The sequence below is a fragment of the Pedobacter sp. PF22-3 genome, assembly GCF_026239555.1.
In the GTDB taxonomy this organism is placed as follows: domain Bacteria; phylum Bacteroidota; class Bacteroidia; order Sphingobacteriales; family Sphingobacteriaceae; genus Pedobacter.
Genome location: NZ_JAPIVP010000003.1, coordinates 47,298 through 67,807, shown reverse-complemented (window position 1 = coordinate 67,807; position 20,510 = coordinate 47,298). Strand labels below are relative to the sequence as shown.

Here is a 20,510-nt window from a genome sequence, read left to right as displayed (position 1 = left end):
CCTTTTTAGCCGGCTAGTTTGCCGGGCATTATAGCTGGACGGCATGCAGATTCTTTTATAAGTGTAAGCGATAATATTTTCATGGCATCAATCACCGGGATTTCATTTTCAAATTCGGCCATGTGAATGAGCGATAATTCTGTACAACCCAACACAATGGCATCGGCACCGTTACTTTTAAAAAAATGCATGGCTTCTCTCATCCATGCTTTAACCTCGGGCGTAATGTGGTTCGGGTTAGCCTTTATACCTGTTAAAGGATCATAGATCATCCGATGGATACAACTGTTCTGCAAGCTGATACCAGGAAGCACCACATCGTAACCGCCTGCCTTAAACAGTTTTTCGTATATTCCGGAATGATAGGTACCATTGGTTGTCATTAATCCGATACGGCGCACATGCTGATGGTTTTCTTTGATAAAACAGAGCGTTTCATAAGGCATGTGAACCAATTTTACCCGGCTGTTTCGTTTAATAAGCTCATCGAGTATAACATCATATATTTCCGGGGCATGACAGGTATTGCAGGCAATGGCAATGATTGTTGCACCTGCCATTTCCAATCTGGTAATCAAGCCTGCAACAGCATAAGCCGGATTGGTTGCACAACTTCCTTCAAGAAAAGCCGTTCTATCGGTAATATACGAAGGAAAAGACATGAGCATAAAAGACAGGTGACCCTGGTCTGCATTACCGGCGGGGTTATGCAACAAATAATTGCAAAGTGCAATACCGGCTTCGGGGCCCATACCGCCCACAATGCCAATTACCTGATCTTTCTCAGTATTCATCTGGATCTGTTTTGAAGTATATGGGATTATTCGGACATGGCAACCAGCACTTTTCTGTCGCCGGTAAATGAATTCCTGCCATGCGCTGCCAGTTCATTATCGATGATAAGCAGTTCGTTTTTATTCCATTCAGGTGCTTTGGTTACGCGGCCAATGGTTTGTAAGATTTCCCGTATGGTATCCTCGCTGATTTCCTTTCCGTCGCCATAACTAACATACATAGGAAAATATTCAGGTGCACCGTACATGAGTTCCAGCGCTTCCATCATTTCTGCACCTAGATGCAGCGGATGAAACTGGTCTGCCTGGTTAAACCATATCCTTTCTCCGGTAATCCTGTGGTTTATAATGCCGCGTGCAGGTTGTTTCAGCCTCAGGTTGTGACCATCCGCCCATTCATAATTAATGTTGTATTTTCTACAGTAATTATTGAGTTCCTTTTTATCTGCCGTTTCAAAGGTTTCCTGCCAGGATGGTCCCATACCATCTCCACTATGCAGGTTCCTGATATAAAGTAAACCTCTGGATTCGATTTCTTTTACAATATCCGGGTTCATGTTCTGCAATATTTCACGGCTGTCTGCCAGCAGGGTTTCTCCACCACGCTCAGCAGGCTTGAGGCAGGTAAAAAACAGTTTATTCGGCCATTTTGCCGAATACGATAATTCATTGTGCATGGTAATCACCTGGGATTTATCGTATTCTGTAGAAGTATACACACTTCCTGACAGTTTTACCCTTGGCGAATTGCCATCTACGTAATTTAAAAACCTGGTCGAAATCGAGTGGACAATGTGCTCAAATATATCAAGGGCATTTATTTCTACACCCGCGAATTTTACTGCACCATTAATCAGAAGCTGCTCTTCAATAAATGGCTTGTTAAGCTGGTAATAATCAATAAACTTATCCGGGCTGAGGTTATCCAGCTGTATGATATAAGGCAGGACAAGTTCGGTGGTTGATGTGGTTCTATTCATAAGTGATGTTTATTTTTTAGAGGATATGCTATTGGCTTTAGTAAACTGTATCCAGTTGAGGTCGAAACCACCTTTAGCTGCATAAACCTGGAAGGTATGTATACCTGCAGGCAAATCAGCATAGGCAGTAAGCGTTGTGAATGATTCCCAGCTTTTTGTTGGATCGATATTAAAGGCTGCGATGGCATGATTTCCGGATCGCAGTTCTAAACGACCGTTTCCGGATTCGCTGGAGACCCTGACCTGAAGTTTATATTTACCGGCAGACAATACTTTTACTTTATAATTCATCCAGTCACTGGTATCAATAAAACCAAGCGCATGCCCTTCACCTGTATCTTGTGTGGCCCTCACCTCTACACCATGCATGGCATTATAATCTTCCGCCTGCAGCAGTAGTTTACCTTCCACATCAATTTTGGAAAGCAACGCTGTTCTTCTTTCTGCGTCAGCTATTTCTTTTCTGCAGTTTTCCAGCTCGTGCGTTAATTCTGTTTCCCAAATATCAAATTGAAGCGCTTTCGCCTTTAGATAGTATTTGTAGGCAATATTATAATCAGAACGATTCTTATATAGGTTTCCGAGCAGATAATTTCCAAGTGAAGATCGTGGAAACAGTTTGATATTCTTTTGCAGCAATTTTCGGCTTAAAGCGGTATCTGTATCCATAAATGCATTTGCCAAAGCATTCAATGTATTTTCAGGAAGCGTTTTACGTTGCTCCATCACTTTTATTAAATCCAGCATGTCACTGGGGCCTTTGGTTAAGTAAGTATGAAATAAATCAATGGAAACATCCGGATATTCCTCCAGGCTTATTTGTTTATAGTATTCTTCAACAGGCAGATTAGCTGTCAGTTTATTAAGGGCCGTTACTGCCAGTTTTCCCCTATCGCCATTGGTAAGCAATACAAAACCACATTTATGCTTTACTGAATAAAATACCTGCCCTTTAAAACCAGCATTGTTGCCGCCATGACCGATAATGGTATCACCGGCAGCATAAAATATTTCGAAACCTGGTCCATAATAGTATTGTTTTTCATTACCGCTTGTGCTAATCAACGGTGTAAGAAGCGATTTTTCGGTTTTTTTGGAAAAGTGTTTGCCATCAAATGTGGCAATAATCAGTTTTGCATAATCTTCTGCGGTAACATTGTTCGCACTGGATGGTACGGCTTCCTCATTTTTCCACTTAGGGATTTCTTTTCCGAACATGTTGTGACCGGTAGCATAATTATTAGGGCCGTTACTGGTAAAGGTCAAATAGGAATGTTTCAGTTGCAATGGCTGCAGGACCAATTCTTTCACATATGTTTCGTAAGGTTTGCCAATTATAGCGGAAATCGCTTCTGCCAGGTAATTATACCCCGTACCAGAATATACAAAACTTTTACCCGGATCGGTCAATATTTCAAGTGTATCGCGGTTATTGTCTTCTTTCCAGTTTTCAATCCCCGAGCAATGTGACAAAATCATTCGGGCAGTAATTAACTTATAACGTGGATCATGATTAAGTGCGGGTCCAGGCTCCATATATTGATATACCGGTTTATCCAGATCGAGTTTACCCTCTTCAACCAGCCTGAATGCGGCATAAACGAGATAACTTTTTGAAAGTGAACAAGCTTCAAAAACAGTTTCAGCGTCAACCTTTTCCTTATCCGTTAACTTTTTAACCCCATAGTGCCCTGCATACACCACCTGATTGTTGTTGATAACAGCCACGCTGGCTCCGGGAACATCAGTTGCTTTCAGCACTTGCTCAAATGCACGATCAAAACTTTGGATGAACACCTTTTTACCATTTACGGTAAAGGAATCACTTTGGCCAAATGATACTGCAGGACACAGCCATGCGAGCAGGCATAAAAGTAAAATATGTAATTTCATCTGCAGTTATATTTTTATTTCGTCGTAAAGTGCTGTCTCTTCGTTTTTTTCAGGGTCGTTAAGGTCTATCCACTGCGCAATACGGGCAATGGTTCCCAGCTGAAAAATAATATGGATGGGCAGGGCTACACCAATCTCTCTTTTTATGGCGGCTGCCAGTCTGATGGTCGACAGAGAATGCCCACCCAGATCAAAGAAATTATCATTGATTCCGATGCGGTTAATACCCAGCAGGTTTTCCCATACCAGAACCAACTGTTTTTGTAAGGTGGTACAAGGTGCTTCATAAACATGACGCATCACTTCGCCCGCTTCGATTTCCGGCAACAGCTTCCGGTTTACTTTTCCGCTCGGCGTATAAGGCAACTGTTCTAGCCTGACGTAATGAGCCGGAACCATGTAGGCAGGTAAGCGCTTAAGCAGCAATGCCTTAAGCTCATTTACAGGTATGGATTTCTGCGATACATAATAGGCTATCAAATAAGTGGTTCCCTGTTTTACTTTACCGATAACAATTGCCTGTTCAACGGCATCGTGCAGGCAAAGGCTTTGTTCTATCTCAATGGGTTCTATCCTAAACCCGCGTATTTTAACCTGGCCATCTATTCTTCCCAGAAATTCAATATTGCCATCAGGCAGCCACTTCCCCAGGTCGCCTGTTTGATATAAACAGTCATTTTCCTGGTAAGGATGCTTTACAAATTTATTGATGGTATGAGCAGCATGCCCAATATATCCGTTTGCCAGCCCCAAGCCTGCAACACTTATCTCTCCAGGTACACCAATGGGCAGTACCTGTCCGTATTTATCTGTAATTAAGATCTGCGTATGAGGCAAAGGTTTGCCAATGGGTATTTTATTGATGCTGTAGTGGTCATCTTCTTCAAAAACATCATCCGTTGCAGGCAGGTGTCCGTTAAACTGCAATTCGTTATCTTCATGATAATATTCACGGATAATTTGCAGCTGATTCTCGAGTACACGGATTAAATCATCGTGTGTGGTAAGCGGATTTGAGAGCACTACGCGGAAAACAACGGTATCTCCATACACAGGCTGTACAATTACGGCTTTTGAAACAAAAGTGGCTCCCTGAAAAAATTGTTTCTCCTGTATCTCACGGTTAATGGTATTAATGCGCCTGTTTTTATCCAAACTGATTTTCTTATTTCGATAAGCCACAGGTAAATACCTATAATTGATAATGTTGATCTGACAGCTGATGAGCTCAAAAAAAGGCAATGCACGGAGCATTGAAGCGAATGTTTCCGCTTTTTTAATATTGCTGTTGATCAGCATTTCATAGCCTCTTCTCCCGATAATATTAAGTGATGCATGCAAACACATGGACAATGCAGGTCTTGATCCTTCGATAGTGAACCTGCCGGTATCATATGAATTGGGAGCGGCCTGATAAGTAGCGGTAATGGCGTTCAAATGAAGGCGGTCAGGATCACTGAACAAACAAACACTGATACCCTGCGGCAGGTACAACTGCTTGTGCCCGCAAAAAGTAATGGTATCAGCCTGTTCTATTCCTTTCAATAAATTACGATGAGTATCTGAAAAGATAAGCGCACCACCCCATGCAGCATCTACATGTAAATGGATCTGGTTATTTCTGGCAATGACCGCAATTTCTTCGAGCGGATCTATGCTGCCCCTTTCGGTAGATCCTGCTATGCCAACAATAGCAATGATCAGCAACCGGTTCTGCCTGCATTCATCGATCTTTTTCTGAAGATCTTTTGTACTCATTACCCCATCTTCATTATTTTCAACCAGTATGATATTACCTGTACCCAGCCCCATGATACTCATGGCTTTTTTAAAAGAATAATGCATCAGTCCGGATCCCAGCAACACCATATCATTATAACCATGCGTGTTTAATAGCGCATGTACACTGCTTTCTTTAAGTGTTCGTTCATCTTTTACAAGATTAAGCAGGGCCCTGTTGCGTGCACATTGCAATGCCGAAATATTGGCTGTGGTACCGCCACTGGTAATGATACCCAGGTTAGCATTGAGCTGCTGGATATGTTGGTTATAAAATGAAGCCTGCCGGTTATAAAAGAGACGGTGTAATATGGCTATGGCCTCCCGCTCCAGAAAGGTAAGGGATTTGGACGTTTCTACTTTTACCAGGTTTTGATTCAACTGGGAAACCAGTTTGCTGATATCATGCACATAATCAGGCAGTACTGAGGTCATGTGCCCGATAAAAGTTGGCGATGCCGTATTGATGGTATAAGGTATAACATCTTTACGGAGCATGCTGTAATATTCGCTTACCGGAACAGGATACTCTGCCACATTACTGTTGGTAAACCGCGCAGCCATTTCTTCCAGCCCAACGTGCCCCGATGTAAAATCGGCTCCGCCCTGCACTTCAATATCGTTAAGTGCAGCAATATGCCTGAAATAACCCAGCACTTCTTCCACGTTAAAACGGTCTATCTGGTGCCAGGTAACATCAGCGCCTACTTCTGATGATCCGTAGATATTAACCAATACGGCTTGCCCGAATTCTTTACAGAACTGTTGCGCTAGCTGCATCGACAAGGTTTCGCCGCTGCAGAATAAATACTTTAATGCATTAAGCTGGAGATTGCGGTATTTTTTAACCTGTAGCAGCGACTGAAGCAGAGAAGGCACCAGGGTTATCCTACTGATCTGATGTTCCATCAATGCATTGGTTAATACTTCAGGGTTACTGACCACATGATCCGGAAATACAACCAACGGTATACCTTTAAGTAAAGGACTAAAGAGCTCGGCTACATGATCTACGAAACTGAGATTGGTTTTAAAACAGCAAACCTCACCCGCCTGATAAGGATATTGCTCCCAGCCCCAGTTTAAGCGGTTCATCAGGGCCTTTTCACTGCCGGCAACACCCTTCGGAGTACCTGTTGAACCCGACGAATAGATGATGTAAAGTGTACCTGCCGGTACCGTTACAGGCACTGCAGGTTGTGCAATAAAAGCTGACGGATCATCCAGTATGAGGGTCTTGCCGTTCCAATCCAACTGCCTGCCGGCTATTAATGCAGATGTGGTAAGCAAAATGGCGACACCACTATCATTCAGCATAAAACTGAGTCTTTCATCAGGATTGCTGATGTCCATTGCCAGGTAGGCACCGCCACATTTAATGGTCGCCAATATTGCGGCAATACCCTGTACCGAACGATCCAGTAATATGGCTACAACAGCACCTTTAGGTAAATTATTTTGCTTCAAGAATATTATCAGTTCATTGGCTTTGGCATCCAATGCTTCATAACTCGTACTTTGTCCATCCTCATAAACGGCAATCTGTTCGGGGCTGGCTGCTACCTGCCTGGCAAACCATTCACAGATACTTCCTTCGTTGGTATAAGCAAAACTGGTTTGATTAAAACCGTGTATCACCTGCTTTTTTTCTTCTGCACTAAGGATATCGATTTCAGCAATAGTCAGGTTGGGATTAGTGATCACTGCCGTGATGATCTGCTTAAAATACCCGGCAAAACGGGCTATAGTTTCCTTTTTAAATAAACAGGTGAGGTATTCAAAACGCATCAGTAACTGGTCTTCCGTTTCTACCGCAAGCAAAGTGAGGTCGAATTTAGCTACAGTAAGTCCGCTGCTCAATACTTGGTATGGCGAACCGGAAGTATCGGCTTTGGCTCCATTGGCATGTTCATATACAAAAAAAAGTTCGAATAAAGGATTGCGCGCATGATCTCGTTTGATTTTCAGTTCATTAATCAGTTCTTCAAACTGGTAATCCTGGTTTTCGAAACAGCTCAGGGTACTGGCTTTAATCCTGTTCAGAAAATCTATAAAACCCAGCGTTCCATCGGCTTTGTTTCTCATGGCGATGGTATTGACAAACATGCCGATAACACGTTCAAAATCGGCATGCTTTCTGCCGGTCACGGGTGTACCAACCACTATATCATCCTGATTAGATAATTTTGCCAGCAAGATGTTGTATACCGCAAGCACCGTCATGAACATCGTAACACCGTTGCTTGTACATAAGCTTTTCAGCGCTGTTGTTTCTTTAGCACCAATATTAAAAGATAAATGTGCGCCTTCATTTGAAGGTTGGAGCGGCCGCTGGAAATCAGCCGGTAACTGTAATACCGCAGCTTCCTCATTAAATTGCCGGAGCCAGAAATCTTTTTGGGCGGAAATGATTTCCTGCTGCGCTTTACCCTGCTGCCATACCGCATAATCTTTGTATTGTAATCGTAATGCAGGCAGCTCGTTTTCATGATAAATGGCATTAAAATCATTGATCAGGATGTCGCCTGAAATACCATCGGTTATAATGTGGTGCATATCTGCAAGAAGCACGGAAACACCTAAGGGAGTGCCATCTTCGCCAATTAATCTGATCAGGCCAATGCGGAATAAGGGTGCTTCTTCGAGGTTGAAAGGCCGGATAAAGTTTTTAATGATCACATCAATTTCTTTCTCGGTGGCCACAAAATGTTCAGGCTTAAAGCTGATGTTTGCAGCAATATGCTGACCGGGCTCCTCATCTGCCATCACAAAGGACGTCCGAAGGCTTTCTTGCCGGTTAACTAATCTGTTAAGTGCACGTTCCACCCTTTCGTTATCCAGCTCCTCATTGATCCTGATGGCCTGCGGCATATTATAGGCCAATGAGGAAGGATCAAACACCTGTAAAAAATAAAGCCTTTGCTGCGCGGCCGAAAGCACGTATGATGGCTGTATGGCTGCAGCAGGTATTTCGCCAGATAATTGCCCGCTTTTAGCCTTTTGAATAAATGCAATCAAAGCCTCTTTATGCTGCTTTACTTCAGCAATAATATCATCTGCCTGCAATCCGTCGGGCACCTGCAGTTTCAGCTGGCTGCCCACCACATCAACATCAATGTTGTGGCGTCTCAACTTATGTATAAGAACTTCCATTAAAGTAATAATTCTGATTTGGTGGATGATGTAACAGGGTTTTCTTTTTTTAGCCAGAGATGCGCATCCAGGTAATCAGCCATACTTCTGATGGTGGGTTTCATAAAGAAATCTTTTAAAGAAAGCTGAACATTAAACTGTTTGTAAACACTGTTGATTAAGGTAATGGCGTTAAGCGAATGGCCGCCCATGGAAAAGAAACTGGCTTCTGCACTGATCTGCCCGGTTTGAAGCCCCAGAACATTTGCCCACATCAAGGCCAGTTGCTCCTCAGTTTTGCCTTCAGGCGCTTTAAAATCAGCCTGTTGTATTTCAGGCACCGGTAACGCCCTTTTATTAATTTTTCCGTTTAGTGTTACAGGGAACTGTTCCAAGTGAATAAAATATGCTGGTATCATATACAGGGGCAACTTATCGGCCAGGTATTGTTCCAATTCAGTATGATCTATTGCCTCATCAGATACATAATAGGCCACAAGGTATTTATTGTCGGCCCAATTTCTGGCCATTACCTTTATTTCCCTTATCGGTGCATAAGTAAGCAATATACTTTCAATCTCGCCAGGCTCAATTCTGAAACCCCGTATTTTAACTTGATCGTCGCTTCTGCCCAAACAGATGAGGTTATAATCATCCAGGTAATATCCGATATCACCTGTTTTATACATCACAGCAAAGGCCGGATCACCGATATCGCCGATAAATGGATTAGGTACAAAAACTTTATTTGTTTTTTCCGGATCCTTCCAGTATCCTTCACCTACCCCCCATCCGGCTACACTTATTTCACCTTTAACACCCGGTGGGCACAGGTTGTTGTTTTTGTCCAGCACATAAGCATGCATGTTTTGCACAGGCCTTCCTATCGGAATAAAAAGCTGCCCTTCGGCAGGCGGCGGCACTACATAGGTGGTTACATCATCCGAGGCTTCTGCAGGTCCATAGGCATTAAGCAGCGAAATACCGGGGTATATTTCCTGCCATTTTTTTACAAGGGCCACGCTAAGTGCCTCACCGGTAGGAATCATCCATCTTAACTGCGGCAAGGCCGTGGTATCTATCTGTACAAGCTCTTCCAGAAAAACAGAAAGCAATGATGGCACCGTTTGGAAAATAGTGATTTCCTCCTCCAGCAAGAGCTGCAGCAGCAATTTCGGAGACTGTAATTTTTCTTTATCTATAATCAGTGTTTTTCCTCCGGTAAGAAGTGCATTGAGTAATTGCCATATTGATATATCAAAACAGGCAGAAGCTGTTTGCGCAATTACATCACTACTGCTTATGCCCAGGATATCAATCATCGCCCAAAGGTGATTCATCATTCCTTTCTGGCTTACCATGGCGCCTTTAGGTTTACCTGTTGTGCCTGATGTATAAATGACGTACGCCAGGTCATTAATGTTTTGCTGTACCGGATTAAAGTCCGCATCAGGCAAATTAACCAGGTCTTCCATGCAAAAAATTGCAGTTGCTAAAGCTGTTATATTTTCCATATCGTGTACCGCGGCTAGGGCCTGACGCGTGGTCATCAATACAACAGGTTCGCTGCTTTGCAGCATATCCGTCATGCGTTGAACAGGGAAATCGATATCGATGGGAATGTAGGCTGCACCTGAATAAAAAATAGCTGTTGCTGCAATTACCAGGTCTATTCCGCGTGGTAATAGTACCGCTACATTTTTATTGGCCGCGGCACCATTGGCAGCCAGAAAAGAAGCTGCTTTTTTAGCCTGCGTATCCAGCTGGATGTATGTAAGCGATGAATAATTGTGCTGCACGGCGATATTATGCGGCGTTTTACTCACCTGCCGGGCAAATGCCGCGGCAAAAGAAGTATCACTTTGCTGAGGTTTTAAGTTAGTGATCGATTGTAACAAAAGTTGCCGTTCCTTTGTATTGATGAGCTCAATTGAAGCAATTTTTAAATCAGCATTTTCATTTACCGCACGTATAATTCTTTTAAAATAACCTGCCAGTTTTTCAATGGTCTCCCTTTTGAACAATGCTTTGGAATAAACCAGCCTGAAGAAAAGCTGGGTATTGCTTTCACTTACCGTAAGATTTAATTTTTCATGGGCAATAACGTTCTGCTCCTGATAGGGTGTTACTTTTAAACCGGGTATCACCAATGCAGACCTTTCGAAATTCTGGTACAGATACATTACGTCAAACCATGGATTGCGGCTGCTGTCCCGTTCCAGATTAAGTTCCCTGGCCAGCTCTTCATACTGGTAACTCTGGTTGTCAAATGTATCCAGAAAGGTATCTTTTAAATCCTGCAGGTATTCCCTGAAACTAAGATTGCCCGATGGATGTGCCCGCAACGGCAGTACAAGTGAAAACATTCCGATCATCTGCTCCAGTTCAAGCTGCTCTCTACCGGCCACGGCCATACCTACGGTAATATCATCCTGATCAGACATTTTACTCAACAGGATGGTCAGCACACTCAGTATCACCATCGAGATTGTGGCCACTTCCTGATCTGCAAGGGCCCGCAGGGCTGATGTTTCTGTTTCATTCAATTCAAAACCTACCCAATCTCCTTCGGTTGATGAGGTCCTTGCAAAATCTACCGGAATATCGAGCGGCGTCAGCGGCGCTGAAAATTCTTTTATCCAAAAATCTTTCTGAACGGCAATTTTATCCTGATAAGTCTTTCCCTGTTGCCATTCGGCAAAATCCTTATAGTCAAATGTAAGCGGCAGTAGTTCCACGCCATCATATAATGCCATAAAATCATTGATAATTAAGCCTACTGAAGTACCATCTGCAATAATATGATGCATGTCTGCCACCAGGTAGTGTACTTCCGCAGAAACGGCAATCAAACCAACCCTGAACAATGGTGCCACACTCAGGTCAAAAGGACGGATAAACTGCGTCAGGATCTGCTGCAAATTTTGCTCTGTGCTATCTAAATAAGTGATATCCAAAGTAAAATCCTGCAGCACCTGCTGCATTGGCCTGCCATTAATCACCTCAAAACGTGTACGCAGGCTCTCATGCCTCCGGATCAGCATGGTTAATACATTTTCTACCTTACCATGTTCCAGTATCCCTTCTAATTTTACTACAGCAGGCAGGTTAAAGGTAAGCGACTGGCGGTCCAGTTCATAGAAATAGTATAAACGCATTTGCGCAGTAGATAATGCATACCAATTTTTTACAGGTGTTTTCTGCAACTGCATGTAACCGGTGGCTTTACCGGCATGTTGAAGCAGCCGGGCTAAATTGCGGATGGTTTTATTTTCGAAAACTTTTTTTATGGACAAATCCATACCCAACTCTCCCTGTATCCTGTTTACAAGTGTCATAGCCCGTAAAGAGTGACCACCAAGATCGAAGAAACTATCATTCACGCTGATCTTTTCCTGATCAGTTTTAAGTATTGCCGCCCAGATCTCCACGAGTTTTTCCTCCAGCTCTCCGCTGGCTGGTTCATATACTTCTCCGGTTTCCATTTGTGGTGCCGGCAGCGCAAACCTATTAATTTTGCCGCTCAGCGTTAATGGCAGGGCGGTTAGCCAGTTAAAGGAAGAAGGAAGCATATAATCAGGCAGGATATGGAGGATATGCTTTTTTAATGCAGGTATATTTACTGGTTTTTCTGCTTTATAGTAAGCAGCCAGGTAACGGTCATTGCCTTCGCCTGTTGTAACTACAACCGCCTCGCTGATGGTACTATAACTTAGCAAAGCCTGTTCAATTTCACCCAGCCTGATGCGCATGCCGCGCAGTTTTACCTGGTGATCCAAACGGCCAAGGTATTCGATATTACCATCGGGTAACCACCGGCCTACATCGCCTGAACGGAAAACCGGCAACTGAGGGAAAAAGCCGATACTCCCGAATTTTAAGGCAGTAAGCTCCGGATCATGATGATAACCTGATACCACGGCATCACCTGCAATAATGATCTCACCAGGCACACCGATGGGCTGTAACTGATCATTTTTATTCACAATAGCCAGTTTGGTGTTGTACATCGGTTTACCGATAGGCACATGCTGATTTCCTTTCGCTGTTTTACCGGATATGCTGGGGGATGTTTCATAACAGCTTACATCTGCGCTTACTTCGCTGGAGCCATAAACATTCAATAATTTAACTCCTGTAAATGTGCCGTAAAAATCCTGCACCAGTTGGGCCGTAAGTACTTCACCGCTGCAGGTTACCTGCTTTAAAGCAGGCAGTTCGACCTGTTTTTCTTTTTTTTCGGCAACTAGTGCCTGCAATAGCGACGGTACCAGTGTGAGCCTGCTTACCGCTGCCGCTTTTAAACGAAGCATAAAACGGTATATATCCGAAGTTTCATCTTCACTGATTATCACTAGCGGCACCCCTTTAAGCAATGGCGAAAAAATTTCAGCTACATGATCTACAAAACTGATATTTGTTTTCTGGCAGCATACTTCATTGGCTTCAAAGGGATATGTTTCCCATCCCCAATGCAACCGGTTAAGCAGTCCTTTTTGCAAGCCGGTTATCCCCCTGGGTTCTCCTGTAGAACCTGAAGTGTAAATGACATACACACCTTTATTATAGCGAGGTGAAGGATTCAATACTGCATGACTGCTGATTTCAGCCTTGTCACGGTCAATTAATACGGTGTTAACCTGATAGCTGATGTCGAAACCGTTAAGGATATCCCGGGTGCTTATCAAACCGCCGGCTTTGCTGTTGGAGAGCATATAATTTACCCTTTCGGCAGGATAAGCAGGATTAACAGGCATATATACCCCACCTGCTTTAAGGATGGCCAAAATACTGATTACAAATTCTGCCGACCGGTTCAGCATCACGGCTACAGGTTTCTGCAATTCCAACTGTTGAGCCAGCAAAAATGAACTCAACCGGTTGGCAGCCTTGTTCAGGCTCTCGTAACTGTATTGTTTATCATGGTCTATGAGTGCTATCGCGTCAGGATGCTGTTTTACACGGTTTTCAAAAATAGCAGCAATATTTTCTTCAGCAGGATAATGGTGCGTAGTATGATTAAATACATCCAGTATTTTTTTCTGCTCAGATTCAGGGGCCAATTCAATGCGCTCAATGTCAGTATCCTTTTGATCAATCAACTGCTTTAAGAGGTTAAAATAGAGTCCGGGTAACAATTCAACCAATTGCTGATCGTAAATGTTGGCGTTGTACCGGATAGTTAAAGAAAGTGCCGGCCCGGTACTGAATGAAAACAGCAAATCCGGCTCAAGCTCGTTCAGTATGTCTAGGTCATGCATTTCACTAAATAGCATGGCGGTTAGCGGCAATCCCGGACCAGTTCCGTTTATTGTTGCCAGTATTTTGTTCAGTGGGTAATTTCCCTGGTTAAAATCAAGGGATATGTTGTTTTTCAGATCCACCAGCAAATGCCTGAAGGTATCGCCAGGTGCGGCTTTTATCCTCACTGGAATAATTCCCTCATCGGGGTTAATTGCGCCCTCACCGGATGGCAATGCCGTAAGCAGGCAAACCTCATCAACCGCAGCGTAACGTTTCGCAAGTATAGCCAGTGCCGCAAGCAAAACCAGGTACCTGGCTTTTGGCGAAGCAGCTAGCTGATTTAATTTTTCTTGTTCTCCCCTTTCTGCAATAGCTGTAAAACTGCTGTATTGCTTTTGCTTACCGGCTGAATTATTCTCTGCACTATCACCTGTAAAATAAGCCCTGAACAGGAGGCCTTCCAAACGTTCTTTCCAATAATTTCGGGCAATAAAATTACCGTTGGCCTTCAGTCCTTTTATATCCAGTGTCGACTTGCTTAGCATAATGCTTAATTAATGATTAAAAATTAAAAGAGATGTCCTCATCCAGCACCTGTGCAGATTTTTCGGTGCTGCCAAATATTTCCGAAATACGGGCTCCGGGCTGTTGAGCCACCTTTTCTGCCAGCAACTTTAACTGGGAGATTAGCAGATCGATGTCGCCTGCAGAAAAATATGCGGTGAGATATTCGAGTTTAAAACCTATAGAATGACCGTTATCTACCGCAAATAAGGTTAAAGGATATTTTGCTGCGCTATTTTCCTGCGGAAGGCGGGTAAACAGTGCATCGCCTTCACCTCGAATGCCTTCTTCCACATCCTGGTACACAAACATGGCATCAAACAGGTTTGCTACCGGCACTTTTTTTAATTGGTTCAGTTCTGCAATAATATTTGTCAGGTCGTACCACTGTTTGCTGTTGGCTTGAATCAGCAATTGGTTAATGGCTGCGAGCATCTCTTTAAAAGTAATATCTGCATCGAGCTTGTAACGCACAGGCAATGTTTTAACAAACATACCTACCACATCTTCCAATTCATGCTGCATCCTGCCTGAAGCAACAGTACCGATAACAAGGTCATCCTGACCCGTGATCTGCCATAGGAATAGGTAATTCAAGGCAAACAAAACGGCGAACAATGTGATTTCTTCATGGTCCACAAGGGCAAGCAGCAGTTCCAGCTTTTCTTTTTCTATCTCAAAAGCCGTGGTAGAACCATGATCACTGATCGCTGTTGTATCCATATTTGCTGTCGGAAGTTCAAGAACAGGAAGCGTTCCTTCAAAATTTCCGAGCCAGAATTCGCGGAGTGACAAAAATTCTTCCGACTGACGAAAGGCATATTCCCATTCTGCATAATCTTTATATTGCCAGTTGAGCGGTTTTAGTTCCGCGTCATTATATAGTGCCAGTAGTTCGGCAAACAATTTTCCCTGCGAAATACCATCGCAGATAATGTGGTGCATATGAACGGCCAATATATTTTTATCTTCGCTGTTGCTGATTATGGCGCACCTGATCAGCGGGGCTTTATCCAGTTCAAAAGGACGGTTAAATTCTGCGATGGTTTTATAGAGAAGTGCTGCGCTATCAATGTGTATCAATTCCATTTTAAAATCAACATTTTCTCTGACTTCCTGTACCACCTCTCCGTTGTTCATCAGGAATTGGGTACGGAATGCTTCATGCCTGTTAATCAACTGTTGAAATACCTGCTCCAGTTTCGTTTTGTCTATGTCGCCGTTAATTTCCATGGCCATAGGCAGGTTATAAGCCACACTTTCTTTATTAAGTTGCTGGTTATAATACATTCTCTCCTGTGCCTGCGATACCTGGTAAAATGGTTTTACAGCAGCCTTTTGAATCACATAAGCGTGATGTTTATTTGATTTACTGATCAGAACAGCTTGTTTCTGGATGGTCAGGTTTTTAAAAAGATCGCCCAGTGTTATCCTGACGTTATACTCTTTATAAATTCTGCCGATAAGCTTCATAATACTTAAGGAATTACCGCCGATCTTATGAAAACTGTCGTCAACAGAGATCGGTTTGTCGCCGAGAATCTCTTTCCAGATTGCGAGTAAGCCTGCTTCTGTTTTATTGGCTGGAACAGTTAACTGCCTGCTGCCCGGTTCCTTTTCCAGCGATTTATAATCGATTTTTCCACTTGCCAGCAATGGAAGCGCTGTTAGCCGCACTACGCTGGATGGCACCATGTATGCAGGTAAAAATTCCCGTAGGTGGCTGATCACGGCAGTTTCCATATCGGGTATTTCTTCCGAATCTTCGGCCTTTACCACAAAGGCCACGAGTGATTCATTCCCTTTTTCATCTTCCTGCTTCACCACAATACCATTTTTCAGGAAAGGCAATTTTGCCAGAACATATTCGATCTCATCCAGTTCGATGCGTATGCCTCGTATTTTCACCATCCGGTCTTCACGTCCCATCAGTTCTATAACGCCATTTGCAAGCATGCGTGCTTTATCACCCGTTTTAAAAGACATCCTGGGGCCGTTGCCTGTATCAATAGGCACAAACTTCTGCTGTGTAAGTGAGGCATCATTCAAATAACCCTTTGTAAAATAATCTGACAAAATATACAGGTCGCCCTGTACCAATACGTTACAAGGGGTTAGGTCTTCTCCAAGCACAGCCAGTTCCGTATCAGCAATAGGAAAACCGATAGGTATTCTTGCCGTGGCTGCATCTTCAGGCCGGATCAGGTAGCATGACCGGATCAGGGTAGTTTCTGTTGCCCCGTATAAATTAACCAGTTGTATACGATCGTTAAAAATATCATACCAGCGGCCCAATTCTGCAGGTGCTATTTTTTCGCCCGACAGCAATACATATTTCAATACCGGGAAATGGGTCTGGGTAAGCAATGCAGCATGATTAAATACACGGAATATGCTGGGTACACAATGAATGATTGTAATGCGCTGGTCGTGTATCCAAGGAATGAGTTTTTCAGGCGTATAAAAATCCTGTTCTGATGGCGGAATACAAAGTGTGGCCCCAGCGAAAAGGGGTACAAAAACGTCCCGTAAAAATGCGTCGAAATAAGGGCTGATAAACTGGCTTACCCTAAAATCAGGTTTAATGTTAAATGCTTCCAGCTCCCAGTTTAAAAAATGCAGGAGACTACCGTTTCTGCCAACTATCCCTTTTGGTTTTCCCGTAGAGCCGGAAGTAAAATAAATATATAAACTATCGTCTTCACTGTAAGTAAGCGCCTGCGTAACTGCTTTACCGGCAAGTTGATGTTCCTGCACCTGCTGCCATAGCATAATTTCATTGCAAAGCGATGTTACTTTTTCGGGAAGTTTATGTTGCGCTGACGTGATCAATCCGTTCAGGTTCAATTCTTTCAATAACAGGTTAAGCCGGTTTTCAGGCCATGCCTCATCAAGCAGCACAAACACACATCCGGCATTAATCACCCCGATCATTGCCGCAATGATATCGCTACGTTCCAGTCCACTAATGCCTATAACAGCTTCTTTCGGCGTTTTGCGCTCAAGCAGATAAGCGGTAACTGTATTTGCCTCTGCCTGCAGAGCAGCGTATGTTATTTTCCGGTCTCCATATTCAATGGCTACCCTGTCGCGGTTGGATTGTAATGATCTGTTTAATTTTGATTGAAATGTCATAGGTTTTGTTTGATGCGGCGTTTAATGAATAATGATTAGTTAAAAAAGTGGTCTAGAAAAATACCGAATGTCAGTACCACAATCAGCAGATCGCTCTCGTAAGGCTCATTAATGGTAAATCCGTCCTGCCGGTATAATTTTTTCAGCCGTTCTATTTCATCGGGGTCAAAATATCCTTGTTTTTTAATGGTTTCATAAGAGAGCAAGTGCTCCACATAGTCGATATTTTTACGCAGCAGAAAAGAGCTACCGGGGGCTATAAAGTGAAATTTTTCCCTTTCATATACTTCCTTAGGCACAAAACGGCTGGCCATTTGCTTAAGGATGTATTTTTCCGTAAAATCGTTCAGCTTAAGCGATGAAGGTATTCTGGTCGAAAATTCGATGAGGTCCTTATCCAGAAACGGATAGCGTACCTCAACAGAATTAGCCAGTGCCATCCTGTCTCCATGATCAGAAACCAGGTGATCTACCAGCCTGATCTTGTAATCTATATAAGCCCTTTTATTTAGTACATCCAGTTTCTGGATCCTTTCCCTGTTAATCAGTTGATGGTTAAGGCAGTTAATAACATCAAAATCATCACGAATGGCTTTGCTGTACAAACGTTTTTTGATTACATCAAATTCAAGAAAGTTTTTTTCGTAGAAAAAGTTCTCATCTCCCCAAACCGTTTTGCGAAGATCTTTTTCAGCCGTGCTGGCCTGGTTTTCTATAAAATTTGCCTCACGCATTTTATCAAAACGGTAACCCACGTATCCGGCAAAAAATTCGTCAGCTCCTTCGCCGGACAAGATTACCTTGATGCCTTTAGCCCTCACCGCCTCAGATAAGGAAAGTGAAGCGGTATTATAGGTTTCTTTGATAGGACATTCGCTATGATAAATCGATAACTGCAGTTTTTCAACAATATCATCGGCAAAAAATGTTTTCTGATTCAGACGGGTATTACTTTCTTTGGCAATAAGCTTTTGATAATGGGATTCTGAGTGCCTGGCATCTATGAAATCGATCGAAAAAGCATCTTTTGTAACCTCAGGTGCCAGCTGTTTCATTTTCATGGCGATCATGGATGAGTCAAGTCCGCCGCTCAGGTATAAGCCCGAAGGAACATCGGCCCTTAAACGCAACTGGATGGCCTTATCGAATAATTGTTCAAGCTGATCAACATACCAGCTTTCGGCCTTCCCATTCATCACCACTTCGCCCTCGGGAAAAATAAGGTCCCAGTATTCAGTCTTGGCCACTTCCCCTGTTTCATCTACACGCAGGTAACAGCCGTTTTCGAGGCTGCTGATGTTTTTAAACATCGTACGCGGACTGATCAAACCGGCAAAGGTAAATATCTGATCGAGCGCAGTAAGGTCAACCTCCCGAACAACCAGCGGATGTTCCAAAATGGCCTTTATTTCCGAACCGAAAATAAAGGTGTTGTTTACCACCGTATAAAACAAAGGGATAATTCCCATTTGGTCTCTGGCGCAAAACATGGTTTTCTTACGCCTGTCGTAGATGGAAAAAGCAAACTGACCATTCAACTGGTTTAAAAAACCCATGCCCTGTTCTTCGTATAAATGAAGAATCACCTCCACATCAGAATTCGTACGAAAGGTATGTCCACGGATAATGAGCTGCTCTTTAAGTTCGATATAGTTGAAAATTTCGCCATTACAGATGAGCACCAGTGTTTCATCTTCATTATACATGGGCTGCATGCCATTTTCTAGCCCGATGATACTTAACCTGCTAAAGCCGAGTGCTACCTGATCAAACAGATGAATATCCTGAGCATCAGGCCCCCTGTGAAACAGTTTACTGTTCATCCTTTTAACAATCAGCGCATCTGCTTCATTTACCTCCTGATGGTGCTTTACAAAGCCACAAATTCCGCACATAATTAATTGAGTTTAGTTCTATTTAATGCATCCCATAATAAACCGAAGCTGATTGAAAAAACATCGTCTATGGCGTATACACAATGGAACCAAAAGGCAGGTATTACAAGGAGTTCGCCGGGTTCCAACGTAACCTCTATTGGTTTTGCCTTTGCAAATGCAGGGAAAAGGCCAAGATCCACCTGCTTTACATCGCTTACACTGCAGGGCTGAAAGGTATTAAATGCAGGTACGGGATATAAAGCATCTGATTGATCAGGAGAGAAGAGAATCATTTTTTTTCTTCCCGATACATGGGCAAGCATGTTATGCGTACAATCGCGGTGCAGGGTGGTGCAGGGTTTTTCTCCCGTTTTTTTTCCCATCCATATCTGCGGAGAGGTAACGGAATCCCAGTCAAAAAATGGAAGCTCAATATCAGCCCATATTGCTATCGGAAGCGGACAGCCAAACGTATACACCGTTTCATTGGTATTATTTTCCATTTTTTCAATAAAGTCGCCCAGTGTTTCGGCCCTGCCTTCTTCCATATTATGGCGGAGGTCGGCATCGCCATATTCCGCCTTAATCTCTTTGAGGCTTTTTGATACAAACGGCCAGTTGTTTATGGCTCCGGTAACCACAAACGGCAGCGACTCATTCATTAAGCGAATAACTTCGGCTTCAGCAGGCTGGTGAATACGTTTTATTTCCGTAATTTTTTCCCTGTAGCCTGCTGTTAATTTTTCGGTCCTTTCCATCAGGCCGGCGATTTCCTGAGACGGTCTTTTAACAAGGGTAAAAAGAAAACTGGCGAGCGAAAGATTTCCGTTGGTTTCGATCTGCGACAAAACCAATGGATCCCTCAAATCAAATTTATCGGTGTTGGCCAGAATTTCCGATAACAGTGCCGGATGCATTTTCACCATGGCCTCGGGTGAGCCTGAAATGCTTTCAGCCAGGTGCAGGCTATGGTTTTCATAACTGATATCTGTCTGGCAGCTGCCTTCTTCATCTTCCAGTATGATCCTGCAGGTTCCGTAATGCTGATCAGGATACGCCCCACCGGCCATTTGTGCATACAATTTTTTGATGAGCTCTTTTTTCATGAACTA

The 20,510-nt window shown here is 43.3% G+C and carries 8 protein-coding genes; all 8 read right to left on the bottom strand.

Annotated features, from left to right (window positions below; genetic code table 11):
* Nucleotides 1-5: 5 nt before the first annotated feature.
* The 8 genes from OQX63_RS05230 to OQX63_RS05195 are packed head-to-tail and all read right to left on the bottom strand — an operon-like array spanning nucleotide 6 to nucleotide 20,504.
* On the bottom strand, nucleotides 6-794 hold the full coding sequence (locus OQX63_RS05230; protein ID WP_265849831.1) for an aspartate/glutamate racemase family protein: 789 nt from the start codon (nucleotides 792-794) through the stop codon (nucleotides 6-8).
* 26 nt (nucleotides 795-820) lie between these two features.
* Nucleotides 821-1,774 carry a TauD/TfdA family dioxygenase gene (locus OQX63_RS05225; RefSeq protein ID WP_265849830.1) on the bottom strand — a complete coding sequence of 318 codons (954 nt, stop codon included), beginning with the start codon at nucleotides 1,772-1,774 and terminating at the stop codon, nucleotides 821-823.
* A gap of 9 nt (nucleotides 1,775-1,783) precedes the next feature.
* Nucleotides 1,784-3,667: a serine hydrolase gene (locus OQX63_RS05220; RefSeq protein ID WP_265849829.1), complete on the bottom strand. Its 1,884-nt coding sequence runs from the start codon at nucleotides 3,665-3,667 to the stop codon at nucleotides 1,784-1,786.
* Between the two features lie 6 nt (nucleotides 3,668-3,673).
* Nucleotides 3,674-8,599: an aminotransferase class V-fold PLP-dependent enzyme gene (locus tag OQX63_RS05215; protein ID WP_265849828.1), complete on the bottom strand. Its 4,926-nt coding sequence runs from the start codon at nucleotides 8,597-8,599 to the stop codon at nucleotides 3,674-3,676.
* Complete coding sequence (locus tag OQX63_RS05210; RefSeq protein WP_265849827.1) at nucleotides 8,599-14,367, bottom strand: non-ribosomal peptide synthetase; 5,769 nt, start codon at nucleotides 14,365-14,367, stop codon at nucleotides 8,599-8,601. Before OQX63_RS05210 ends, OQX63_RS05215 begins: the two co-directional genes overlap by 1 nt.
* Nucleotides 14,368-14,383: 16 nt before the next feature.
* Nucleotides 14,384-17,521, bottom strand: coding sequence for an amino acid adenylation domain-containing protein (locus tag OQX63_RS05205; RefSeq protein WP_265849826.1), 3,138 nt, complete (start codon nucleotides 17,519-17,521; stop codon nucleotides 14,384-14,386).
* 35 nt (nucleotides 17,522-17,556) lie between these two features.
* Entirely contained in the window at nucleotides 17,557-19,416 is a 1,860-nt protein-coding gene (asnB, locus tag OQX63_RS05200) for an asparagine synthase (glutamine-hydrolyzing) (protein WP_265849825.1), read from the bottom strand.
* Nucleotides 19,417-19,418: 2 nt separating this feature from the next.
* Nucleotides 19,419-20,504 carry a cupin-like domain-containing protein gene (locus tag OQX63_RS05195; RefSeq protein WP_265849824.1) on the bottom strand — a complete coding sequence of 362 codons (1,086 nt, stop codon included), beginning with the start codon at nucleotides 20,502-20,504 and terminating at the stop codon, nucleotides 19,419-19,421.
* Nucleotides 20,505-20,510: the final 6 nt, after the last annotated feature.